At 42.5% G+C, this 22777-nt stretch carries 22 protein-coding genes; 17 read left to right on the top strand and 5 right to left on the bottom strand.

Annotation, left to right across the window (positions count from 1 at the left end; all coding sequences use genetic code 11):
* Positions 1-51 precede the first annotated feature (51 nt).
* The 4 genes from V2546_RS05420 to V2546_RS05435 all read right to left on the bottom strand — a co-directional run bounded on the left by V2546_RS05420 (position 52) and on the right by V2546_RS05435 (position 4217).
* Positions 52-876: an acyltransferase family protein gene (locus tag V2546_RS05420; RefSeq protein WP_329751756.1), complete on the bottom strand. Its 825-nt coding sequence runs from the start codon at positions 874-876 to the stop codon at positions 52-54.
* Positions 877-1044: 168 nt separating this feature from the next.
* Positions 1045-2232: a sodium/glutamate symporter gene (gene gltS / locus V2546_RS05425; protein WP_118321936.1), complete on the bottom strand. Its 1188-nt coding sequence runs from the start codon at positions 2230-2232 to the stop codon at positions 1045-1047.
* 51 nt (positions 2233-2283) lie between these two features.
* Positions 2284-3252 carry an aminopeptidase gene (locus V2546_RS05430; RefSeq protein WP_118321935.1) on the bottom strand — a complete coding sequence of 323 codons (969 nt, stop codon included), beginning with the start codon at positions 3250-3252 and terminating at the stop codon, positions 2284-2286.
* A gap of 314 nt (positions 3253-3566) precedes the next feature.
* Positions 3567-4217: a GntR family transcriptional regulator gene (locus V2546_RS05435; RefSeq protein ID WP_329751758.1), complete on the bottom strand. Its 651-nt coding sequence runs from the start codon at positions 4215-4217 to the stop codon at positions 3567-3569.
* Positions 4218-4603: 386 nt separating this feature from the next.
* Here V2546_RS05435 and V2546_RS05440 point away from each other — a divergent pair, with 386 nt between their 5' ends.
* From V2546_RS05440 to guaA, 7 genes are all read left to right on the top strand, one after another.
* Entirely contained in the window at positions 4604-4927 is a 324-nt protein-coding gene (locus tag V2546_RS05440; RefSeq protein ID WP_329751759.1) for a tyrosine-type recombinase/integrase, read from the top strand.
* A 154-nt stretch (positions 4928-5081) separates the two neighbouring features.
* Positions 5082-5504, top strand: a complete 423-nt coding sequence (locus tag V2546_RS05445) for a Panacea domain-containing protein (RefSeq protein ID WP_118321932.1) — start codon at positions 5082-5084, stop codon at positions 5502-5504.
* On the top strand, positions 5505-6341 hold the full coding sequence (locus tag V2546_RS05450; protein ID WP_118321931.1) for a hypothetical protein: 837 nt from the start codon (positions 5505-5507) through the stop codon (positions 6339-6341).
* Positions 6342-6773: 432 nt separating this feature from the next.
* Positions 6774-7046, top strand: a complete 273-nt coding sequence (locus V2546_RS05455; protein WP_279217683.1) for a glycosyltransferase — start codon at positions 6774-6776, stop codon at positions 7044-7046.
* Positions 7047-7341: 295 nt separating this feature from the next.
* Positions 7342-10191: an excinuclease ABC subunit UvrA gene (gene uvrA, locus V2546_RS05460; protein WP_329751761.1), complete on the top strand. Its 2850-nt coding sequence runs from the start codon at positions 7342-7344 to the stop codon at positions 10189-10191.
* A gap of 192 nt (positions 10192-10383) precedes the next feature.
* Entirely contained in the window at positions 10384-11532 is a 1149-nt protein-coding gene (gene iadA, locus V2546_RS05465) for a beta-aspartyl-peptidase (RefSeq protein WP_117552689.1), read from the top strand.
* Positions 11533-11905: 373 nt separating this feature from the next.
* Positions 11906-13450 (top strand): glutamine-hydrolyzing GMP synthase, encoded by a 1545-nt coding sequence (gene guaA, locus V2546_RS05470; RefSeq protein ID WP_215704884.1) that lies wholly within the window; start codon positions 11906-11908, stop codon positions 13448-13450.
* A gap of 192 nt (positions 13451-13642) precedes the next feature.
* Here the strand turns inward: guaA and V2546_RS05475 are convergent, their stop codons facing one another.
* Complete coding sequence (locus tag V2546_RS05475) at positions 13643-14167, bottom strand: helix-turn-helix domain-containing protein (protein ID WP_120041437.1); 525 nt, start codon at positions 14165-14167, stop codon at positions 13643-13645.
* A 233-nt stretch (positions 14168-14400) separates the two neighbouring features.
* Here V2546_RS05475 and V2546_RS05480 point away from each other — a divergent pair, with 233 nt between their 5' ends.
* The 10 genes from V2546_RS05480 to V2546_RS05525 all read left to right on the top strand — a co-directional run bounded on the left by V2546_RS05480 (position 14401) and on the right by V2546_RS05525 (position 22773).
* Positions 14401-14583, top strand: coding sequence for a helix-turn-helix domain-containing protein (locus V2546_RS05480; protein WP_120041435.1), 183 nt, complete (start codon positions 14401-14403; stop codon positions 14581-14583).
* Between the two features lie 21 nt (positions 14584-14604).
* The gene (locus V2546_RS05485) at positions 14605-15705 is read left to right on the top strand and encodes a site-specific integrase (RefSeq protein WP_329751762.1); all 1101 of its coding nucleotides are present in this window, start codon (positions 14605-14607) and stop codon (positions 15703-15705) included.
* Positions 15683-16006, top strand: coding sequence for a plasmid mobilization protein (locus tag V2546_RS05490; protein ID WP_117567329.1), 324 nt, complete (start codon positions 15683-15685; stop codon positions 16004-16006). The genes V2546_RS05485 and V2546_RS05490 overlap by 23 nt, the downstream gene beginning before the upstream one ends.
* Positions 16003-17157 (top strand): AAA family ATPase, encoded by a 1155-nt coding sequence (locus V2546_RS05495; RefSeq protein ID WP_329751764.1) that lies wholly within the window; start codon positions 16003-16005, stop codon positions 17155-17157. The genes V2546_RS05490 and V2546_RS05495 overlap by 4 nt, the downstream gene beginning before the upstream one ends.
* Positions 17158-17248: 91 nt before the next feature.
* Entirely contained in the window at positions 17249-17491 is a 243-nt protein-coding gene (locus V2546_RS05500) for a complexin-2 (RefSeq protein ID WP_294679819.1), read from the top strand.
* A gap of 174 nt (positions 17492-17665) precedes the next feature.
* Complete coding sequence (locus tag V2546_RS05505) at positions 17666-17893, top strand: DUF5348 domain-containing protein (RefSeq protein ID WP_071144561.1); 228 nt, start codon at positions 17666-17668, stop codon at positions 17891-17893.
* Positions 17868-18134: a hypothetical protein gene (locus tag V2546_RS05510; RefSeq protein ID WP_329751767.1), complete on the top strand. Its 267-nt coding sequence runs from the start codon at positions 17868-17870 to the stop codon at positions 18132-18134. Before V2546_RS05505 ends, V2546_RS05510 begins: the two co-directional genes overlap by 26 nt.
* 73 nt (positions 18135-18207) lie before the next feature.
* Positions 18208-19734, top strand: a complete 1527-nt coding sequence (locus V2546_RS05515; protein ID WP_329751768.1) for a MobA/MobL family protein — start codon at positions 18208-18210, stop codon at positions 19732-19734.
* A gap of 10 nt (positions 19735-19744) precedes the next feature.
* A complete protein-coding gene (locus tag V2546_RS05520) occupies positions 19745-20122 on the top strand; it encodes a TnpV protein (protein WP_117567321.1) in 378 nt (125 codons plus the stop codon).
* Between the two features lie 197 nt (positions 20123-20319).
* The gene (locus tag V2546_RS05525) at positions 20320-22773 is read left to right on the top strand and encodes an AAA family ATPase (protein ID WP_117567319.1); all 2454 of its coding nucleotides are present in this window, start codon (positions 20320-20322) and stop codon (positions 22771-22773) included.
* Positions 22774-22777 lie beyond the last annotated feature (4 nt).

The raw sequence follows: 22777 nt of genomic DNA on the forward strand, positions 1-22777 counted from the left end.
GAAAAAGAGGTATAATCTCTCTGTATTATTTTGTTTAGTCGCATAAACTGATTATACCACGAACGCCGGGCTTTTCGAAGCTCGGCGTTTTGTGTTGGGAATATGAAATGAGCTGCCGCACGTTAGTGCGACAGCCCCGATTTTTATCTCGTATGTCGTGCATCCATAAAGAACTACCGGTGTCGGGATAAAAATACATTTAACTCTGCCGGTGCTTAGTTCTGGAGCTGCGGCATAAGTAATAATCAAAAATAATCCCCACAAAAAAGAATGCAGGAAAAATTTCTTAAAGGGTGACTCTTTGACCTGAAAGCGATCAAAATGTGATCCGACATAAAATAAAGGAAGGATCGCTAATACAATGTCAAAAGAAAATGGAAGGGGCTGAATCTGTCGGTTTGTCAGCTTAAGGTGAAGGTAGTCAAACAAACTCTTACCCAGAAAAATCGCTGGAAAGAACCAGATAACTCCGACATATAAAACCGTGGCATTTAACACAGAAATGGACACGCCGCTTGAAAAGATACCGGAAAGAATCCTTTGTTCCAGATAGTTCGTAAGAAAAGAACCATCCTGAAAGATATTGGAAAGATGGCGCAACAGGTAAATGACCGTCTGAATGATATAGATCAGGAAAAATGGCCCCATAAGTCGTTTGAAGCTTCGCTTGGTTTTTGTGGCAAATTCTTCATTCGTGGATGAGAATTTTGAAGTGATCCCACTAAAGATAAAAAAGAGCGGCATGTGAAAAGAATAGATTGCACCACTTAAAACTCCGGATATGGTATGTCCAACGATAACAAGAAGAATCGCAATGCCACGGGCACAGTCAATCCAAGCTTCACGATGGTTACCATTGATTGCGCTGTTTGACATAATATTATAAACTTCTATCAGTTATTTGCTTTAACGATTATATCATGGGAGTGGGAAAATACAAGATGTATTGAAGTTGTTTGTATCAGAGCTCCATGTTTATCTGCCCTGAGGTAAATACTAAAACCAGCGCCTGCTTCCATTTTCGGAAGCAGGCGCTGTCGTATTCTATAAGAAATTCAGGAAAGTTGTAATGATTACAGAGTTGACCAGATTGATAAATAAGCTTCCAACCAGCGGAACGATAAAGAATGCGCTCGGGGATGGACCATATTTCTCATCCAGGGTCTGCATGTTTGCCATAGCGGTAGGAACTGCACCAAGGCCGAATCCACACTGACCGGCGGTCATGATAGCGGCGTCAAAGTTTTTGCCCATGACTGGAAAGGTAACGAAGATCGCAAATACAGCCATTAAAATAATCTGAGCGACAAGGAGGAGCAGGAGAGGAAGAGCAAGATCAACAAGTCTCCAGAGTTTCATGGTCATCATGGACAGTGCCAGGAAGATCAGGAGGGAGATATTACTGATAATGGCAAGTTCCGGGAGCTTTAATTCCAACTTCTCATTGTTGTCTGCGATATTTCTGAAGATTGCAGCTGCGGTCATAGCGCCTACAGAGGCTGGGAACTCGATACCGGTCTTTTTGAGAAGATAGGAGATCAGAGTTCCGATCGCAATTGTTAATAAAACCTGATAAGATGCTGCAGTCAGAGATTTTTCAGTAATTGTGGAAACTGCTTCACTGTCTTTTCCAAGACGCATTGTCTCAGAATCAGCGGATGGTTTCAGGTTATTCTTTTCGATCAGGAAACGACCGACAGGACCGCCTAAAAGCGCGCCAGATACAAGGCCGAAGGTTGCAGCTGCGATCGCGATCGTGCTCGCGTCCTCGAGACCCGCGCTTTCAAGGATAGGAGCCCATGCAGCAGCAGTTCCGTTTCCGCCGACCATAGGGATTGAACCGGTGGCGAGTCCGATCAGGGAATTTAATCCCATGACCTTACAGAGAACAACGCCGAGGCCGTTCTGTAAAACTACAAGAATACTGGACAGGATCAGGAAAATGATAACCTGCGGTCCGCCTTTTTTCAGCATTTTCCAGCTGGCCGTATAACCGATGCCTGCATAGAAAAGCAGACTGAAAAATTCATTAAAGGAAGAATCCAGAGAAACTTTCAACACTCCGGTCATCGTCGTGATCGTTAAAAGAATCGTAAAAAGGAGACCGCCGACAACGGGAACAGGGATACAGAATTTACGTAGGATATAACAGCGCTTTTTAATGAAATCACCAACGAGTAGAATAATGACTGCCAGAGCAATTGTGTAATAAACATTGAGCGATAATTCCATACAAATTCCCCTTTCGTAAAGAGCAGATGATCATCAGCAGTTAATATAAGATTATAATTTCACCACTCCATTCTCCATAAGTGTTTTTCCATCCGCGACGATGGTTCCGTTTTTCATAATGACGTCATAGTGGCAGCTTGCTTTTACCGTTCCGCCAAGCGTAATGCTCGTACCGATACCAATATGGCAGCTTCCGAATACGCCCTCATCTTCGAGCATGAATCCGCAAAAATGACAATTAGGGTTCAGCCCTACACCATGTTCCGCAACATTGTATACATTCGGATCATTCTTGGCTTTCAGATCATCCGCAAGCATTTTTGCCTGCCGTCCGCCAGAAATATCAACAATTCTTCCATCTTCCACTTTGAGAGTAACTGGTTCTTCAAGAACTCCGATTCCGATATAAGGAATACTTCCATCCGCAACGATCACACCGTTTGCAGTGCCTTCCAGTGGAGAAACATTTGCTTCGACTGTTGGAAGTGTGGAAAACTGTCCTTTTTCTACCATACAGTAAAGATGATTTCCACGTCTTCCCTTAGCGGAGTATTCCAGATGGGTTCCGCCAGGAGAGGTCAGAACGATCTTTTCTGCTCCGGCCATTGCCTGCGCCATACCGACACAGATTGGTTTTAATCTCTCAAAATCACCTTCGATTCCACCGTGGATCATCATATCTTCCGTAAACTGGGTTAATACGAGACCACGGGACCCAGCTGCGATCGCTTCTTTTACGGCGTGAGTGTGTGTGATGGATTTTCCGACAACGGAAAGAAAGGCATCACTGGCCTTCATTGCCGCAGCAATCTCTTTCGGCGGTTCGGAACTATCCTGGGATCTTGGTTCCATAATGCAGACGGTTGGCTCTGCGCCGATGCGGTAAACTTCAGTTGCGAGTGCCTGAGCGATACTGAAACGGGACTGTTCGGTAACGATCAAAACGTGTTCCCCGGCCTTGATACCGGCACAGGTATTTACAACCTTTGATGCTCCGCGAGACATGTAAAAGTTCTCCATATAATACCCTCCTGAATATATATTTTATATTCTATAGAATATATTATCACATAAGAATTGTCAAGCAAAAAGAGCAATGTCGAGTGAAAATTTTCAACATTGCTCTTTTCCTTTTCATTTACACGAACATTGAGCCAAAGTCCACACTTGCGCGAGACCTTAGCGACTGTCGCGATAACAAGGGGAAACTCGCGAAACATGTTTTCGCTTGTTATCCCGTATCAGCAAAGAGCCGCTTCCGGCAAGCTCTGCGGGGTGTTATCTTTCCGCAGGGAATTGCCAGCGACAGCTCCCACAGATAAAAACATATAGATTTAGTGACCTTCGATATATTGCTGACCATGATGAATATGTTCGGAAATTGCAGCCTGTGCCTTTGCGACATCTTTCTCGCGCATGGCGTCTACAATTTTCTTGTGTTCTTCAGCAATTTCTGCTCTCCGGTCAATACTGCTGGAAGAAAATTTACGGTCTCTTCCAATTACGCCCTTTAGCATTCCGAGCAGTTTACAGAGAGTCTCATTTTCAGAGAGCGCATAGATATAGTCATCAAATTGCTGACTTGCCTCTGAAATCTCCGATACTCCGCTTGCATTTTCAAAAACTGCTATCAATGAATATAGGTAATCAATATCTTTGTCAGTCAGGTGTGTGATCGCTTCAGATATCGCAAGATGCTCTAAAACTTCGCGACACGCATAAGCTTCTTCAATTTCTTTGTGGTTCAGGGTACGGACAACAGCGCCGTGGTAAGGAACGGTTTCAACCATTCCATCGCTGGCAAGCCGCCGGAGCGCTTCACGAACTGGCGTAGCACTTACCCCCATTTGCTTTGCCAGATGCTGTTCCTTTAATTCAGTCCCTGCGGGAAGATCCCCATTTGCAATGGACGCGACAAGATTTTGATATACCTGCTCAGCTAAAGAGACTCTGGAAACACCGGATACTTTCCCATAATTTTCCATATCCCTTTTCTCCTCTTTCTTCTTGCTGAGTCAATTATAACACCGGTGAGGGGAGAGAAGCAACCGGAAAGATATTCGGGGGGGGGGAGTGAACCTTGGGGGGACTGAGTGAGGCGGTAAGTCCAAGGTTCGAAACGTTAAGAAGAATATGGCTTGGATAATTCACAGAAATATTAAAATATTGATAAAAAACGGACATTATATCAACAAATAAACATACCTCCCCACATTTACGCTAAGATGTTTCTATCAAACACATTTCACGGGAGGACAAATCATGCAGATTGATACGGAACGAATGGCGCAGGAAATTCAGAACTTCAGACGGGAACTCAAGGTCGAGCGGAACCTTTCAGAACACACATTGAAGCGATCTCCATGATCTTTTGCGGTGGGGAGAGGAGCAGGAAATACGTGATTCTTCCCTGTTTCCGAGCCGTCTCGGGAGACGCATGTCGATCTATGGGATTGAAAACATCTTTTATAAATACCAGAAAGCGGCGAAGATCAACGATAACGCGACCGCTCATTCCGTGCGCCACAGCTTCGCGACCCAGTTACTGAACAACGGAGCCGGGATCCGCGATGTGCAGGAACTCTTAGGGCACAGCAGCATTGTCACAACGCAGATCTATACGGAGGTGTCGATCAATCGGAAGCGGGAGGTGCTTTTGAGGTATAATGGGAGGAATGGGATGGAGGTGGAATGAAAAAATGGAATAAAAACTTAAGAGAAAACCCATGAGGAGCATAGAGATGTGTTAAATCAAAATAAGAACATACGTTCTGAAAAAACTTGACTTTTTGCCGACATGATGTTACTATGAGGGTACAAAATATAGATGGCGCGGGGGAGGTGGATGGATGTATTCTGCACTTGAATTATCAAAATATATTGTGACAAAGTGTATCAATGACGGAAAACCTATTAGTAACCTTCAGTTGCAAAAAATTCTGTATTATATCCAACGAGATTTTTTAAAACAAGGAGAGCCTGCATTTTCAGATACTATTGAAGCCTGGCAGTTTGGTCCAGTGGTGCCGAATGTCTATTATTATTATTGTGGGTTTGGGGCTATGCCAATTTCCATTTTGGAAAAAGCACCTGATCTGCCAGAAAAAGATACTATGGAAATCAACGAAATAGTAGAGGACAAAAGAACTCTTTTCCCGTGGGATCTGGTAAACGAAACACATAAGCCGGGTGGAGCCTGGGATCGGATATATGCCAACGGAAGAGGAAACCATCAGGAAATACCAGTCGATTTGATCAGGAAAGTTGGTTAAATGGATACATCAAAAGAAGAAGTACAGCGGAATAAATTCCGGGATATATTATTTGAGCTGGCTTCCAATCAGGAATTGTTAAAAGATAAAAGTGTTCGTGCGAAAATGTATTCCAGGTTGGAGGCTCTCTACTGGCCAGAGAAATCTGAAAAACCGTTCAGACATTTTTATTCCGATATTTTCTCTGTGTTGACGGCAATAAGAAAAAATACAGATCTTGGCGACATCAATGTACTAGGACAGAACCTGTCGATGATTCGCGAGAAATATACGCCAGGTATAAACCTAGATTCAACTGGCAAAAAAATAGATATTAGCGACAGTATACGTAAATTATACGACCATGTCAGTCTGGACATTGCCAGAATTACATATTCGGAAGAAGGTGACAGAAAAACCTCGGGTGAAGCGGCAATTCTGGACGTGCAGTCTCGAATTAATGTGATTGAACCTAAAATAGAAGAGGCAATGAATGTTCAAAATACTTTATCTGAAGAACTTGGAAAACAGCAGCGGGAATATATCGCTATTCTTGGAATCTTTGCCTCGATTGTGCTTACCTTTATTGGTGGAATCGTATTTTCAACCTCTGTATTGCAAAACATTGGTGCTGTCAGTGTGTATCGCTTGGCTGCGATTGTTTTATTGATCGGAATGGTTCTTTCTAATATGCTGTATGGTCTATTCTATTATGTGAATCATTTGATCTATAATAACAAGAAAATTTCGGCTACGCTGATAATTCTTGCGAATTGTCTGATGCTTTTGATGCTTGCTCTGGTTTTCGCATCATGGCTTTTCGGAGTTGTGGAGAGACGAAATGGAATGTTTGGATAAAAATAGTTGGAAAATAGCGGTAATCGGAGCTCAGACTTGCTATTCAGGCAGTTAAATGGTAAAATCAATGCAGACAAGTGATTTGCAGCCATTCATGAAATCCAACCCCGGAAGAAAGATTGGACTATATCGGTGAAATTTTGTCTGCATGTGTGATAAGCCTCATTATTTTCATGGTTTTCCAGTGAGAACCCCTTAAATTTTATTTTAGGGTTTGCAGTTCTCCGGAAAAGATGGTAATATAAGACGTGCAGTAGGATGTTACTTTTTAGTCCAAATAATAACAATTATTTGAGGTTGAGATGTCCGAAAATGATGATTTTTGAATGGATGAGTGACCTGCATTGAGATGAGGAAATCTTGATGCAGGTTTTTTTAGAAAAATCAAGCAGTTGATAGAAAGAACACCTATGGATAGAAAAAATACTATATATAGTCGAAGCTATGGGCGGAGGCGTATTTACTTACATTGTAGATTTGGCGAATGAACTGGTAAATAAATACGATATGTACATTGCATATGCGGTGCGGAAACAAACGCCGAAAAATTACAAAGACTATTTTGATAAAAGAATTCATTTGATTGAAGTAAAGAATTTTGGCAGGGCAATCAATCCAACAAAGGACATTGCCGCGTTCTTTGAGGTGAAGAAGATTGCGGCAGAGGTAAAACCGGATGTGATTCATCTATGGAAGACTTCATAGCAGAGAAATGCAGAAAAGTAGCACTCGCAGATCATGTAAAACTTCATAGAACCCCATAAAAGAGAGATCCCGGTAGTTTATCGCCAGGGTCTCTTGTGCGTTTTTTTCACTTTATGAAAGACCGTCTGCGCAGATGAAAAGTGGTAAAACACAAAACGAACAAATGTTTGCACATGAGGCGAATTTGTGGTATACTGACCGTAACATGGGACAGTGTCCGGAACACTTGGAAACGCATAGTACCGGAACTTTACGAGAATGATAAGTAGCAGACATGGCAAAGAGGAGAAACACAATGCCGAAGCAATATATAAAAATACGAGGTGCCAATGAGCACAATTTAAAAAATATATCTCTGGATATCCCGAGAAATGAGCTGGTGGTACTGACCGGACTTTCGGGATCGGGAAAATCTTCTCTGGCATTTGATACGATCTACGCGGAGGGACAGAGACGCTATATGGAGTCCTTATCTTCCTACGCGCGTCAGTTCTTAGGCCAGATGGAAAAACCGGATGTGGAGAGCATCGAGGGACTTTCCCCGGCGATCTCCATCGACCAGAAATCCACGAACCGCAACCCGCGTTCCACCGTGGGAACCGTGACGGAGATCTACGATTATATGCGTCTTCTGTATGCGAGGATCGGTATCCCCCACTGCCCGAAGTGCGGCAGGGAGATCCGCAAGCAGACCGTGGACCAGATGGTGGACCAGATCATGACACTGCCGGAGCGGACGAAAATCCAGCTTTTAGCGCCAATGGTCCGTGGAAGAAAAGGACGTCATGAGAAGGTTCTGGAACAGGCGAAACGCAGCGGTTATGTCCGTGTGATGATCGACGGAAATCTACATGAGCTGTCAGAAGAGATCACGCTGGAGAAGAACATCAAGCACAATATCGAGATCGTTGTGGACCGTCTCGTTGTGAAGCCGGGGATCGAGAAACGTCTGACGGACTCCATCGAGACTGTGATGAAGCTGTCAGATGGTCTGATGATCGTGGACGTGACGGGCGGCGAGCCGATCAACTTCAGCCAGAGCTTTTCCTGCCCGGACTGTGGGATCAGCATCGAGGAGGTGGAGCCGCGAAGCTTCTCCTTCAATAACCCGTTCGGCGCCTGCCCGGACTGTTTCGGTCTGGGATATAAGATGGAATTTGATGAGGATCTGATGATCCCTGATAAGTCCCTGAGTATTAACGAGGGAGCGATCGTCGTCCTCGGCTGGCAGTCCTGCGCGAAGCCGGGAAGCTTTTCGAGGGCGATTCTGGATGCCCTGGCGGCAGAGTATCACTTTGATCTTGATACTCCGTTCAAAGATTATCCGAAGGAAGTCCATGATATCCTGATCTACGGAACCGGCGGAAAGGAAGTAAAGGTCCACTATACAGGACAGCGCGGAACCGGCGTTTACGACGTGGTCTTTGAGGGCCTGATCGAGAACGTGAACCGCCGTTACCGGGAGACATTCTCCCAGGCCAGCAAGGCAGAGTACGAGAGCTTTATGCGGATCACACCGTGTACCACCTGTCATGGACAGCGCTTAAAGCAGTCTTCTCTGGCAGTGACGGTAGGTGGGCTGAATATTTACGAGGCTACGAATATGTCCATCGTAAAATTCAGGGAGTTTATCGATGATCTGAAGCTATCTGAGATGCAGAAGATGATCGGTGAACAGATTTTAAAGGAAATCCGGGCGAGGATCAGCTTCCTGATCGACGTGGGACTGGATTATCTGTCCTTATCCCGGGCGACGGGTACCCTTTCCGGCGGCGAGGCACAGCGAATCCGTCTGGCGACCCAGATCGGTTCCGGACTTGTCGGAGTTGCCTATATCCTGGATGAGCCGAGTATCGGACTGCACCAGAGAGATAACGATAAGCTGCTGAAAACGCTGGAACATCTCCGGGATCTCGGAAACAGTGTGATCGTCGTGGAACACGATGAGGATACAATGCGGGCGGCGGACTGTATCGTGGATATCGGTCCTGGAGCCGGGGAACACGGCGGAAATGTGGTCGCTGTGGGAACGGCAGCCCAGATCATGAAGTGTAAGGAATCGATCACCGGTGCGTATTTGAGCGGCCGGATCAAAATTCCGGTGCCGAAGGAGAGAAGAAGCCCCACGGGTTGGATCAAAATCCGCGGTGCGAAGGAGAATAACCTGAAAAATATCGATGTGGATGTGCCGCTTGGCATTATGACCTGCGTGACCGGTGTGTCAGGATCGGGAAAGAGCTCCCTGATCAATGAGATCCTCTATAAGGCGCTGGCGAAAAAACTGAACCGCGCCCGGACGATCCCCGGAGACCACGACGGAATCGACGGCGTGGAACAGCTGGATAAGATCATCGCTATCGACCAGTCTCCGATCGGAAGAACTCCGCGATCGAATCCGGCGACCTACACCGGTGTGTTTGACCTGATCCGTGATCTTTTCGCAGCGACTACCGACGCAAAGGCGAAGGGATACTCAAAGGGACGGTTCAGCTTCAATGTAAAGGGCGGCCGATGCGAGGCCTGCAGCGGTGACGGAATCATCAAGATCGAAATGCATTTCCTGCCGGACGTCTATGTGCCCTGTGAGGTCTGCGGCGGAAAGCGGTACAACCGTGAGACCCTGGAAGTGAAGTATAAGGGAAAGAGCATTTACGATGTGCTGAATATGACTGTGGAGGAGGCGTTAAAGTTCTTTGAGAATGTGCCGTCTATCGCGAGAAAGATCGCGACATTGAACGATGTGGGACTTTCCTATATCCGTCTTGGACAGCCCTCAACGGAGCTTTCCGGCGGAGAGGCGCAACGGATCAAGCTCGCCACAGAGCTTTCCAGACGCGGAACCGGAAAAACGATCTATATCCTCGATGAGCCGACGACAGGACTCCATTTCGCGGATGTCCATAAGCTGGTGGAGATCTTAAGAAAGCTTTCCGAAGGTGGAAATACGGTGGTTGTGATCGAGCACAATCTGGATGTGATCAAGACCGCGGATTATATTATCGATATGGGACCGGAAGGCGGAGATCTGGGCGGTACCGTGATCGCGAAGGGAACGCCGGAGGAGATCGTGAAGGTTCCGGAGTCCTATACAGGGCAGTATGTCAAGAGGTATCTTGAGAACGGAGATACCGGTTCAGATGAGTAAAAAAATGAAAGTTTCGAATCATCACTTGGAATACTTCCGGCGGTATGCTATACTGAAGTAATAAGAAAAACATAAATGCCCGACAGTAATTTCCATTACAGTTCATCCATGCTCTGGTTTGGCTGACCTGTAACTAATTTCCAGCTGTCGGGCAGTTATGTAAAACAGGGATCACACAGGAGGAATAAGCCCATGCTGTTAGTAAAAAACGCAAAAGTTTACGCACCGGAATATCTCGGAGTGAAGGATATCCTGATCGCCGGAGGAAGGATCGAAAGAATTGCGGATCATCTGCCGGAGTATGAGGGATGTGAAGTAATCGACGGAACCGGAAAGATCGTGACTCCGGGTATTATCGACCGCCACGTCCATGTGACCGGAGGCGGTGGAGAGGGAAGCTTCCACACTCAGGCACCGCAGGTCCAGCTATCCAGCCTGATCAAGGGTGGTGTGACAACTGTACTTGGACTTTTGGGAACTGACGGAATCAGCAGAAGTGTGGAGAATCTTTTAGCAAAGGTAAAAGCGTTAAAAGAAGAGGGAATTTCCGCCTATGCGATCTGCGGAGCCTATGGTTATCCGAGTACGACCGTGACCGGAAGTGTCAGCAAGGACATCATGTTTATCGATGAGATCCTTGGAGTGAAGCTTGCGATCTCCGATCACCGTGCGCCGAATATCACGACAGAGGAACTGATCCGTCTGGCCAGTGATGTCCGCACCGCAGGAATGCTGAGTGGAAAACCTGGATTTATCTGCCTTCATATGGGCGGAGACAAGAGAGCATTGAAACCGGTATTTGAGGCATTAGAGCGCACCTCGATCCCGCCGAAAACATTTCAGCCGACTCACGTGGGACGCAACGCGAACCTCTTAGAGGATGCGTTTAAGTTCGCGAAGATGGGCGGAACGATCGACCTCACCTGTGGGGAATCTGAAAGCAAGTTCCACTCTGTTGCAGATGCTGTCAAGAAAGCGAAAAAAGAAGGAGTTCCAATGGAGAAGGTGACCATGAGCTCCGATGGACAGGGAAGCTGGTCTAACTATGATACAGAAGGAAAACTTGTGGAGATAGGCGTTTCCGATGTGGATACGATCTACCGTCAGATCGTCTACATGGTAAAAGAAGAAAATATGGATTTGGAGGAACTTCTGGCTCTCGGAACTAAGAATCCGGCGATGGCTCTGGAATTATATCCGAAAAAGGGTGCTGTGAAGGAAGAAAGTGATGCGGATATCCTGATCATGAATGAAGATCTCTCTCTTGATACGGTGATCGCTATGGGCGTGCCTATGATGAGAGACGGGAAAATTCTTAAAAAGGGAACGTATGAGAAATAATGTTGCTGCCTGCACGAGGTGCAAATGTGCCTGACTATGTACAGGAACCTTCATACGTTACAGTACACGGGCACTCCATGCCCGCGCACTGTAACAGGATTTTGCCGATGCTTCGCATTCCGAATCGGCAAAATCCACTACCACCACTGTATTGTACGGAATTTTCAGTTCAGAAAATTCCTACCCGTGTACAGTAACCTTCATACTTATTAAAGTACAGGTTTTGAGGGAAAGCACTTGCCAAGTTTCTATGAATCCCTTATAATTAGTTCCAAATAGGAAAATTTATATCTGTCCGGCATTCCGGCACAAATCGATGCGGATTGCCGGGCAGTTATCAAGAAGTACATGCACATATTTCAGGAGGCACCCGATGAATCAGGAAAAAATTATTGTTATCGACTTCGGCGGCCAGTACAATCAGCTGGTTGCCCGTCGTGTCCGTGAATGCCATGTATACTGTGAGATCTACTCCTACCGGACTCCGATCGAACAGATCAAGGCAATGAATCCGAAAGGAATCATCTTAACCGGAGGTCCGAACAGCGTTTATGAGGAAGGTGCTGCTACATGCAGCAAGGAACTGTTTGAGATGGGCGTTCCGGTACTCGGACTCTGCTACGGCGCGCAGCTGATGTCCCACGTTCTCGGCGGACATGTATGCAAGGCACCGGTCCGTGAGTACGGCAAGATCGAAGTGACTGTGGATAAGACAAGCAAGCTTTTCGGAGATGTATCCGAGAAGACGATCTGCTGGATGAGCCACAATGACTACATCGAGAAAGAAGCACCTGGATTCAGAATCGTCGCACATACTCCGGACTGCCCGGTTGCAGCCGCTGAGTGCGAGGAGAAGAAATTATATGCGATCCAGTTCCATCCGGAAGTCCTTCATACTCAGGAAGGTACAAAGATGCTCCATAACTTCATCTATGAAGTCTGTGGATGTGCCGGAACATGGAAGATGGACGCATTTGTTGAAAACAGCATCAAAGCGATCCGCGAGAAAGTTGGAAATGGAAAAGTTCTCTGCGCGTTATCCGGTGGAGTTGACTCTTCTGTTGCAGCCGTTATGCTCGCAAAGGCAGTCGGCGACCAGCTCACCTGTGTATTCGTTGATCACGGTCTTCTCCGTAAGAATGAAGGCGACGAGGTCGAGGAAGTATTTGGACCGAATGGCCCGTACGATCTGCACTTTATCCGCGTAAACGCACAGCAGCGCTTCTACGATAAATTAGCAGGCGTTGAGGAGCCGGAGAGAAAGAGAAAGATCATCGGTGAGGAGTTCATCCGTGTGTTCGAGGAAGAAGCAAAGAAGATTGGTGCTGTTGATTTCCTTGTACAGGGAACGATTTATCCGGACGTTGTAGAGAGTGGTCTCGGCGGAGAATCTGCAGTGATCAAATCCCACCACAATGTCGGAGGCCTTCCGGATTATGTTGATTTCAAAGAGATCATTGAGCCGCTCCGCGACCTCTTCAAAGACGAGGTCCGTAAGGCCGGTCTTGAGCTCGGAATTCCGGAGAAGCTCGTATACCGTCAGCCGTTCCCGGGTCCGGGACTTGGTATCCGTATTATCGGCGCCGTAACACCGGAGAAAGTAAAGATGGTACAGGAAGCTGACGCAATCTATCGCGAAGAGATCGCAAAGGCAGGAATCGACCGCAATATCGGCCAGTATTTCGCAGCACTGACCAATATGCGCTCCGTAGGCGTTATGGGCGATGAGAGAACCTACGACTACGCGATTGCCCTGAGAGCCGTAAACACCATCGACTTTATGACTGCTGAGGCCGCTGAGATTCCGTGGGAAGTTCTCGGAACCGTTGCCAGCCGTATCGTAAACGAAGTACCGCATGTTAACCGCGTACTCTATGACTGCACAGGGAAACCACCGGCTACGATTGAGTTCGAATAATCCACACAATCATAAGAATCCAGTATTTATGAGGGTTGCAAGCAAATTTGCTTAGTGATTGGCAACAAAATGGCAACATTTTGTGATTATTCAAGAGATAGAAAATTTATTTCATAACGTATATAAAGAAAACCTTACTGATTTTCAGAAGTAAAAAACTGAATATCGGTAAGGTTTTTCTATTTTCTTCTTTTATTTTTCTTTTTTAGTCAATTCTTTTACGAGGTAATCACTCAGTTCCTGAGATGGTACCTTGGCACGTTTCTGGTAAGTATCCAGTTCAGGGTACTTATATCTCCATTCATCATATTCTTCCTTGCTGATTTCACCGTTTTCCAGTTTGTCAGCTTGTTCCATCCATGCACGAAGCATTTCATCGACAGAGGAGCTGGGAGCAGATATGGAACGGTCAAGGCAGAGATGAGGCTGCCCATCTACATTTTTCACCTTCAGACCATACATATCTTCCAGTGCAAATAGTGTATGCATCAGACCTATATGAGTATCAATATCCGGCACTGTTAAAGCATGAGTATTGACACCAAAGATCTGAGACATTTGTTTTACAAGATCAATCTTAGGAACTCTTGCTTCAGATTCATACTGAGCCATGCGGACATCTGAGGTTTTTCCCATGAATCCCAGTTGCTCTCCGAGTTGCTTTTGTGTCATGCCCTTGCGGTTGCGAAAAAATTTGATACGTTGTCCAATTGCCATTTTTGTTTGCCTCCTTATAGTGGTCATTCGTGTTGCCATAATTAATTGTGATAGAAAATAAAACAATTCTGTTTAGGTTCAGTATAGCATGAGCAATTTCGGATAGCAAGAAGAACTTAAACAAAAGAATTTAATATTCACATAAAAATGCTTGACTTAAATTAAAATGTTTAGTATTATGCAAATGCAACGGCTTAAACAAATGACGTTAAGGTAGAGAGGAGAGATGCGATGTGACGAACAGAACTTTTATGACAGTAGAAGAAGTTGCAGCGGAACTGGGTGTTTCTAAGTCTTATGCTTATAAGATTGTCAAACAGCTAAATGAAGAATTAAAGAAGCTAGGTTATCTTACGGTAGCTGGCAGAGTAAACACCAATTATTTCCGCAAAAAAGTATGTTACAGCGAAATGTAAGAGAAAGAGAGGAGAATTTGTATGAGTATTCATAAAGATAATGCCACTGGAAAGTGGCGAGTAGTCTATCGTTATACCGATTGGACAGGAGAAACGCACCAGTCATCTAAAAGAGGATTTTCTACAAAACGAGAAGCACAGATGTGGGAACGAGAGCTATTGCTGAAGAAAGAAGCCAAACTGGACATGACTTTCGAAAGCTTTTATGAGATTTATGTGGAGGATATGCAAAATCGAATTCGTGATAATACCTGGGGAACGAAAACGAATATTGCTAGAACTAAAATTCTTCCTTATTTCGGAAAGCGTAAGATAGGAGAAATTGAGCCAAGGGACATTATTGCATGGCAGAATGAACTGCTTGCGATCCGGCAACCAAATGGAAAACCGTATTCCGCCTCTTATCTGCAGAAAATTCACAGTCAGTTAAGTGCTATTTTCAACCATGCAGTTAATTTTTACCATCTTCCATCTAATCCAGCGCAGAAAGCAGGAAATATGGGAAAAGAGGAGCATCGGGAAATGTTGTTCTGGACAAAAGAAGAATATCTGAAATTTGCAGATGTCATGATGGACAAGCCTGTTTCCTATTATGCATTTGAAATACTTTACTGGTGTGGGCTTCGCATGGGCGAATTATTAGCACTTACACCGGCAGATTTTAATTTTGAAACGCATACACTACGGATTAACAAGTCCTATCAGAGACTGCATCGAGAAGATGTGATTACACCACCAAAGACGTTAAAAAGTAATCGAACCATTAAGATGCCACAGTTTTTGTGTGATGAGATGCAGGATTATCTGAAAATGCTGTATGAGCCGAAAGAGAACGAACGGATTTTCACAATTTCCAAATCTTATCTGCATCATGAAATGAACAGAGGATCAAAAGTGTCAGGGGTAAAGCGAATTCGTGTGCATGATTTGAGACATTCCCATGTATCGTTATTGATCAATATGGGATTTACGGTATTGGCAATCGCAGACCGAATGGGACATGAGAGCATTGATATCACTTACCGATATGCACATTTGTTTCCAAGTGAGCAGACACAGATGGCAGAACAGCTGGATATTGAAAGGATGGAAAAATTAAATGGAGAAAAATCTGGACAGTAAAGGAAGATGGAGAAACAAAATCGTAGCATTCCGGGTATCCCCGGCAGAAGCAGAGCAAATTGATGCATGTGTCCGATTATCAGGACTTAGCAAGCAGGACTATATCACAAAACGATTAACTGATCGGGAAATTGTGGTACAGGGAAATCCAAGAGTGTATAAAGCATTGCGAAATCAGATGGCAGAGATTTATGAAGAATTGAAACGTCTGGAAAAATGCAGTGAGGAAAATGAAGAGTTGCTGAGTACCCTGAGATTGGTCGCTGAGACATTGTATGGATTGAAAGGGGAAAATGAATGACAGCAAAAGAAAAAATGACTGCTCCGATTGCATCTGTTGGCGCAGATGTGGAACAGCCATCAAGTAATAAATTAACCAACCAAAGTATAGCAGATTTGCCCGGTAAGGGCAATCTGCAAGCCACAAATAATGCGGAAAATACAGCAAAATCAGCAAATAAAAAGAATTTAGATGATCTGGAAACCGTTTCTATGATGGAATTATACGATACTGCATATCCACCAAAACTGCCGATTGTAGATGGACTTCTATATAACGGAACTTACCTGTTTGTTGGTTCGCCGAAAATTGGAAAATCATTCTTTATGGCACAGATCGGGTATCACATCAGTAAAGGACTTCCATTGTGGGGATTTACAGTTAGGCAGGGAACGGTTCTCTATCTGGCATTGGAAGATGATTATGCAAGATTGCAGAAGCGATTATCACAGATGTTTGGAATGGAAGGCAGTGAGAATTTTTATTTTGCTACAAAATCAAAATCGCTCAATGACGGACTGGAAAGGCAGCTTGTAACATTTGTGACGGAGCATAAAGACGCAAGACTGATTATCATTGATACTCTTCAAAAAGTGCGTGAAGTTGGTGGAGATAAATTCAGTTATGCCAGCGATTATGAGATTGTAACAAAGATGAAAGCATTCAGTGATAAATATGGCATCTGTTTTCTGGTTGTGCATCATACAAGGAAAATGGAATCTTCAGATAGTTTCGATATGATTTCCGGTACGAATGGTCTACTGGGAGCTGCGGATGGAGCATTTGTTATGCAGAAAGAAAAGCGTACAGATAATAAAGCAGTTCTGGAAGTGGCAGGGCGTGACCAGCAGGATCAGAAACTGTGGTTGAATTTTAATCGGGAGAGATGTGTCTGGGAACTTACCAAGACAGAAACAGAACTTTGGAAAGAACCAGAAGATCCAGTGTTGGAAAAAATCAAAGAACTTGTAACAGAAACTACGCCAGAGTGGGCAGGAACAGCAACAGAGCTTGTGGAAGTATTGCAGGTGGAAATGCAGCCGAACGCATTATCACGAAAATTAAATGTCAGCCTGGAACGATTGATTCTGGAATATGGAATCCAATATAAAGCGGAACGAGGACATGATGGAAGAAAGATCAGATTAACCTTTGTTGGAAAACAAGCGTGACGATATGTGACGGTTGTGACGGTATTTTATATAGCGTGACGGTAGTGAAAATATCGTCACTATCGTCACGACCGTCACGGAAAGGAGAAACATGGAAAGAAAATCACAGGTACAGATATCAAAAGATTTATTACTGGCATTGTTCCAGTATCATCTTGCCAGGAACGAGGAATATTTGCCGGAGATAGAAAAAGCATTGATGGAAAAATTAGACAGTATGGTAAAGCGTCAGTTATATACAACATTCAAAACAGCACCAACCGAGGAAGAACGAGAAAAGGCGAGACAGGAATATTTGGATAAGTGCGGAATGCATGAGGACTTTCGTTGGTAAAGATTCTGTTTGATGACCTTATGACAGGAGCGTGCCACGCACCTGTAAATAGCAGACAAAGAGAAGGTTTGTAAGGTGTAGCCGGTAGTTGATTGGCGAAGAAAAAACTTTTCAAAAGGGGGCCCTGATTCAGGGCGTCCCTGCGGAAATGATAAATGAAGGGAGAATGACACCATGAGAGAAGGAAGATTAGGTTACAACAGTTATAACAAAAGATATGGATTATTGTCATCAGACTTATGGATTGATCCAGGATTTCACTGCGGAGAATGTCTGGAAGTTCTAGTTGATGATCAGTGGGTAAAGACACGAATGGAAATGAATCTGGCGAGAGAATGGTATTTGGTTGGAACACCATATTGTGGAGATCTGGAGTATGTACGGGCAAGGATACCGGAATAAAGCAGAAAGGAAGAGTAATAGTCGGTTTGTTGTTAGTGAAAAAAATAAGCCCGGATACGGGCAGAAAAAAGAGGGCGGATACGCCAAAAATGAAAAGCTAAAGCTAAGTTATGGTAGATGTAGGAAGCATCTCACAAAGCCCTCGGCGTTTGAGAGCGAAATACACCCATCGCACAAACTTCGTTTATGCTCTGTGTATTTCGCCCTGCCGGGAGCTATTGTAGCTGGAAACGGCAGTTAGTTCGTAAACGGATGCCGATGCATCCACTCACAAATGATATGGCGGAATTTATTTTTCCGAGGACAAGGAGGGAGTGCCTATCGGAAGAAATTCATTTATTCAAATGACAAAACTAAGCAATGTAAAAGGCAGAATCACTTATATATCCAGTCACGCAAAACAGGAAAATCTTTATGCAGTTTATGAAACCACAGAACGGAAATTTTGGCGGGAACTTGCAAAATGTAATCAGGAAGAATTTGTAAAAAGTGGGACGGATGGTAAATGCATTGAAGCAAGGGAATTGATCATTGCTTTACCAGAGAGTTTTACAGAGTATCAGCCAGACAGATTGTTGCAACTTTTTACAAATCATTTTAAACAGAATTATGGAACAGAGTGTATTGCTGCTTTGCACCACAATAAAAGAAAGACCAATTATCACATTCATTTGATATTTGCAGAACGGAAACTACTGGATGAACCAATCATTAAGATTGCCAGCAGAAATATGTTTTATGATGAAAATGGAAAACATGTCCGAACCAAGAAAGAGATATTAGGAGAAGATGGCGAGATTCGGGAAGGCTGCAGTATTGTGAAGAAAGGAGAAGTCTATGAGAAGAAGCTGTTTACTGCGAAAGATGAACGCTTCAAGAGCAATTCATTTCTGGATGAGGTAAAGCATTCTTATACAGATTTAATCAATATTTATGTGCAGGAAGAGAAACAGAAACTACAGGTATTTGAGCGTGGCAGTGTTTATCTTGCAACAAAGAAAATCGGAAAAAATAATCCGAAGGCACAGGAAATAGAAGCAGATAACCAAAAACGCCGGGAATGGAACAGAGCTGTTGATATGGCGTTGATTAGTGGAGTGCCGGAACCGAAGATAATGGAAGTGAAACGGAAAGAAATCACGGAGCCAATCAGGGAATCAATTGCCAGGCGTGGAAACAGACCACGATTATTTTCCAGAGTTGTAACAGTGGCTGTTGAGGCATTGGAGTTTTTAATAGCAAGTGTGCTGTTTAAGAAACCCAGGGAAGTGCCAAAACAGACAGAGCAAACGGAAACAGAACACCCAAAGCATGTTGCTGAAAATAGCACGGCAGCAGTCAAGACAACAAAAGAAGAAAAGGCAGAACCGGAACAACTTAAAATGACGAGGCTTGCATCAAAGTATCCGAAACTATTTAAAGTGAATAAAGAGCTGGAAGATCAAAACGGTGCAATTCAACAGAAACAAAAACAGCTTTCTGTAAAGAAGAAAGAACTGTCAGAGGTTAAGGGATGGTTTAAAGGAAGAAAGAAAAAAGAATTGCAGAAAGAAATTGATGAACTGAAAAGCCAGATCAGAGATATGAAAGATTACCTTCCAAGGCTTGTGCAGAAGATCGGTTATAGAAGTGTACAGGAATTTTTAAAAGATTTTAAGGATTCTCAAACTGAGTATAGCCAGTATCGGACTGCAATAGAAAAATGGAAGAAGGAAACGGGCAAAGAGCCAGTAGCGCATGGTATTAGGGCGAAGCTGGCAGAAAAGAAACAAGAAATACAGAATGAACAGAAAAATAAACAGCATACCCATAGTCAGAATAAAGACCGGGGAGCAAGATAGGAGGACAATCATGGAGAAACACATTATGGGAGAAAATGGAATCGGTTATACTTTAGGAGAGGACGGTCTGTATTATCCAGACCTATACCTCCCGGAAGAGACAGAGTATCCGATTGGGAAGTATGGAATGTTGAGAAAAACTTATTTGAAAGATCATCGGAAAGGATTATATCTGGAACTGGTGCTTGCCGGGAAGTTGAATGAGCATTTGCATCAGATTGACGAGGAGTGTAATCAGATGATGGACAGACTGGTGGAGCAGATGAAAGAAAAGCAGGGAGTGACGGAAGAACTGAAGATGCAGAATCAGATGGCATGGGTTGGGAGAATGAATAATATCCGGGCTTGTGCGGAGGAGATGATATTGAAAGAAATTGTGTGTGAATAAAGAATTTGGGTGGTAATATTTACCACTCTTTTTCTTGGGTATTTGTAAAAATTCAATGGAGTAATTAAGCTAAATGTGGTAAAATTTAGATAAAATTATATCATTGAAAAGCCTATTTAATAGGGGTGTATAATTACGAAAATTCATTGAGTGAGTGTTGGAATGTAAATAAGATAATTAATTTGGAGGGACAAAAGATGTATAGATATTTTCTGGGAGCATTTGGTAATAAGAGTTTTATCCGTCCTCAATACGAGATTATGGAAGATGGCAAATTAAGAGGAATTGAAGATAGGTGGGGAGAATTTCCAAATGGTGGAACAGTTTCACTTACTGGTATATCTGATAGTGATACAGAAAGTATAAAAAATAGATTATTACAATTTAAGATTGATTTTAATAGAGATTTACATCCGGGGTATGCACCTTATACTGATAATAGTAATAAATATCAGATTCCTTTCAATGCAATAGATGATTTTGATAAGGATGAAGTTGTTGAAATTATAGATATTGATTATGCAATTGAGGATTTTATAAACGACAAAACAAAAAGAACTATCAGGATTAAGCATCGACCTAATAAACAGATTCTTTTGAGATATGCACAGGATTGTTATGGACCATTCGAATTTATGATTTCTGATATCGAAGATTCATATGGCGATGAATCATATTATACTATTAAAGTATTTGTAAATAGTGGAACTATAAATAGATATAGAAATTCAGATATAGAAAAAATTATTATGGATGGATACTTTTCAATCAGACGAAATGATCGCATAGAATTTATCTATAATATTAGTGATTTAAAAGCTATTGAGCCTGAAGAAAAAATAGAGTATATTGACAATGAAGAACTTGCTGACTTTTTTAAAACTCTTTTAAATAAATCATCAGAAATCGATAATTTGGCTGGAATACGAGAACAATTTTTGGAATTGGCAGATTCTTTTTCTGAAGAAGGTCAATTAACGGATAACAGAATAAAAAGAATATGTGAGTTATTACAGACGTCAGTAGATTTAAGTGATTATAAGGTACGTTTAACGGAAGAATATTTTAAAAACAACCCTAATGCAAAATCAGATAAAGAAGAGTATTTAAGAACACATGAAGAATTATTAACCAATGTTGTTCGTGAAGATGTTCATTACGAAGAAAAGAAAAAAGAAATTTTAAGCGAGTTAAATATTTTAGAAAAGAAAAGAGAAGAGCTCGTAACAGAAATAGAGGAAGGAAATCAAAAATTAAGTGATAAACAGGCTGAATTGGAAAAACTTGGAGAACAAGCGATTGAGCAGAAAAAACAAGAAATAGAAAGTTTAGTATCAGAAAATAGAAAAGAATTAGAAGATGTACAAATTGCAATTGAAAAGGCAAAAAAAGAAGCGAAACAGTTTGAAGCAGATAGAGATACATGGAAAAGGGCTTGTGATTCTATAAAAGATGAATATAGAACGGTATCCAATGATTTAAATACTAAAATTATTGAATGGGCTGCAAATAATCGAACTTCAGAAATAACTAAATTATTAGTTTCGCAATTGGAAATGCCAGAAGAAACAGTAGAAGAAAATGTTTTAAGTAGAATGGTTAATTTAAAAAAGGATGTGGATGCCGATGAAATAGTAGCCATTCTTTGTAAAAAATTTGAAGAAGCGGGGCGTGTAATTAGTAAAGATGATGCTTACAATTATTTGATAAGCATAGTACAAAATTATATAACTGTTTTTGCAGGTGAACCGGGAACTGGAAAAACTTCATTGTGTAAATTGTTAGCTAAAGCACTTGGATTATATGATTCTAGATTTGCAGAAATCCTTGTTGAAAGAGGCTGGACTTCTTCAAAAGATTTAGTGGGGTATTATAATCCATTAACTAAAGAGATAGAAAGTACTCAACCGAGATTTTCAGAGTGTATGAAAAAATTGAATGAGGAAAATGCGAATAACATAGTTGAAGCACCTTATCTTGTGTTGCTTGATGAAGCTAATTTAAGCCCAATAGAATTTTATTGGTCTAATTTTAATTATTATTGTGATGATCCTACACATCAAGTTGTTTCATATTCAAATGGGGAAAAATATGAATTTGGTTCAGAGTTAAAATTTCTTGCAACTATTAATTATGATCAAACAACTGCGGATCTTTCACCAAGATTTCTTGATCGAGCATGGGTTATATCTATGAATCCAGTTTCTGTAGATGTTATTGTCTCAGGGTTGATGGATGATTCGGTTGTTGAGAATAATAGTGAAGTAATTTCGTTAGAAACATTAAACAATATCTTTGATTGGCATAACGTCAAGGATAAAAAAATGAATCAGATTACAAAGACTAGATTAGATAGAATAATTGATAAGATGAAAGAAGGTGGACATACAATAAGTGCAAGAAGTATTCACTTAATAAGCCATTATTATCTGGTTGCTGAAATGTTTATGTCATCAAAAGAAGTTGCGCTTGATTATGCTATATCCCAGAAAATACTTCCTTGTATTAACGGAAATGGAAAACAGTATAAAGAGTTTTTGAATGGGTTAATGACTATTTGCAAAGAAAATCAATTAAATAAAAGTGCAAGTATTGTTTCTAAAATCCTCGAAAAATCAGAGCATGAATTTTATAGTTTCTTTAGTTTATAAAATA

The organism is Clostridium sp. CM74B_53, from assembly GCF_036318045.1.
Classification (GTDB): domain Bacteria; phylum Bacillota; class Clostridia; order Lachnospirales; family Lachnospiraceae; genus Pilosibacter.

What these genes read in the sequence shown, in the direction of transcription:
- V2546_RS05420 (WP_329751756.1), bottom strand. Translation starts at nt 876, where the DNA reads ATGTCAAACAGCGCAATCAATGGTAACCATCGTGAAGCTTGGATTGAC.
- gltS (WP_118321936.1), bottom strand. Translation starts at nt 2,232, where the DNA reads ATGGAATTATCGCTCAATGTTTATTACACAATTGCTCTGGCAGTCATT.
- V2546_RS05430 (WP_118321935.1), bottom strand. Translation starts at nt 3,252, where the DNA reads ATGGAGAACTTTTACATGTCTCGCGGAGCATCAAAGGTTGTAAATACC.
- V2546_RS05435 (WP_329751758.1), bottom strand. Translation starts at nt 4,217, where the DNA reads ATGGAAAATTATGGGAAAGTATCCGGTGTTTCCAGAGTCTCTTTAGCT.
- V2546_RS05445 (WP_118321932.1), top strand. Translation starts at nt 5,082, where the DNA reads ATGTATTCTGCACTTGAATTATCAAAATATATTGTGACAAAGTGTATC.
- V2546_RS05450 (WP_118321931.1), top strand. Translation starts at nt 5,505, where the DNA reads ATGGATACATCAAAAGAAGAAGTACAGCGGAATAAATTCCGGGATATA.
- uvrA (WP_329751761.1), top strand. Translation starts at nt 7,342, where the DNA reads ATGCCGAAGCAATATATAAAAATACGAGGTGCCAATGAGCACAATTTA.
- iadA (WP_117552689.1), top strand. Translation starts at nt 10,384, where the DNA reads ATGCTGTTAGTAAAAAACGCAAAAGTTTACGCACCGGAATATCTCGGA.
- guaA (WP_215704884.1), top strand. Translation starts at nt 11,906, where the DNA reads ATGAATCAGGAAAAAATTATTGTTATCGACTTCGGCGGCCAGTACAAT.
- V2546_RS05475 (WP_120041437.1), bottom strand. Translation starts at nt 14,167, where the DNA reads ATGGCAATTGGACAACGTATCAAATTTTTTCGCAACCGCAAGGGCATG.
- V2546_RS05485 (WP_329751762.1), top strand. Translation starts at nt 14,605, where the DNA reads ATGAGTATTCATAAAGATAATGCCACTGGAAAGTGGCGAGTAGTCTAT.
- V2546_RS05490 (WP_117567329.1), top strand. Translation starts at nt 15,683, where the DNA reads ATGGAGAAAAATCTGGACAGTAAAGGAAGATGGAGAAACAAAATCGTA.
- V2546_RS05495 (WP_329751764.1), top strand. Translation starts at nt 16,003, where the DNA reads ATGACAGCAAAAGAAAAAATGACTGCTCCGATTGCATCTGTTGGCGCA.
- V2546_RS05500 (WP_294679819.1), top strand. Translation starts at nt 17,249, where the DNA reads ATGGAAAGAAAATCACAGGTACAGATATCAAAAGATTTATTACTGGCA.
- V2546_RS05505 (WP_071144561.1), top strand. Translation starts at nt 17,666, where the DNA reads ATGAGAGAAGGAAGATTAGGTTACAACAGTTATAACAAAAGATATGGA.
- V2546_RS05510 (WP_329751767.1), top strand. Translation starts at nt 17,868, where the DNA reads ATGTACGGGCAAGGATACCGGAATAAAGCAGAAAGGAAGAGTAATAGT.
- V2546_RS05520 (WP_117567321.1), top strand. Translation starts at nt 19,745, where the DNA reads ATGGAGAAACACATTATGGGAGAAAATGGAATCGGTTATACTTTAGGA.
- V2546_RS05525 (WP_117567319.1), top strand. Translation starts at nt 20,320, where the DNA reads ATGTATAGATATTTTCTGGGAGCATTTGGTAATAAGAGTTTTATCCGT.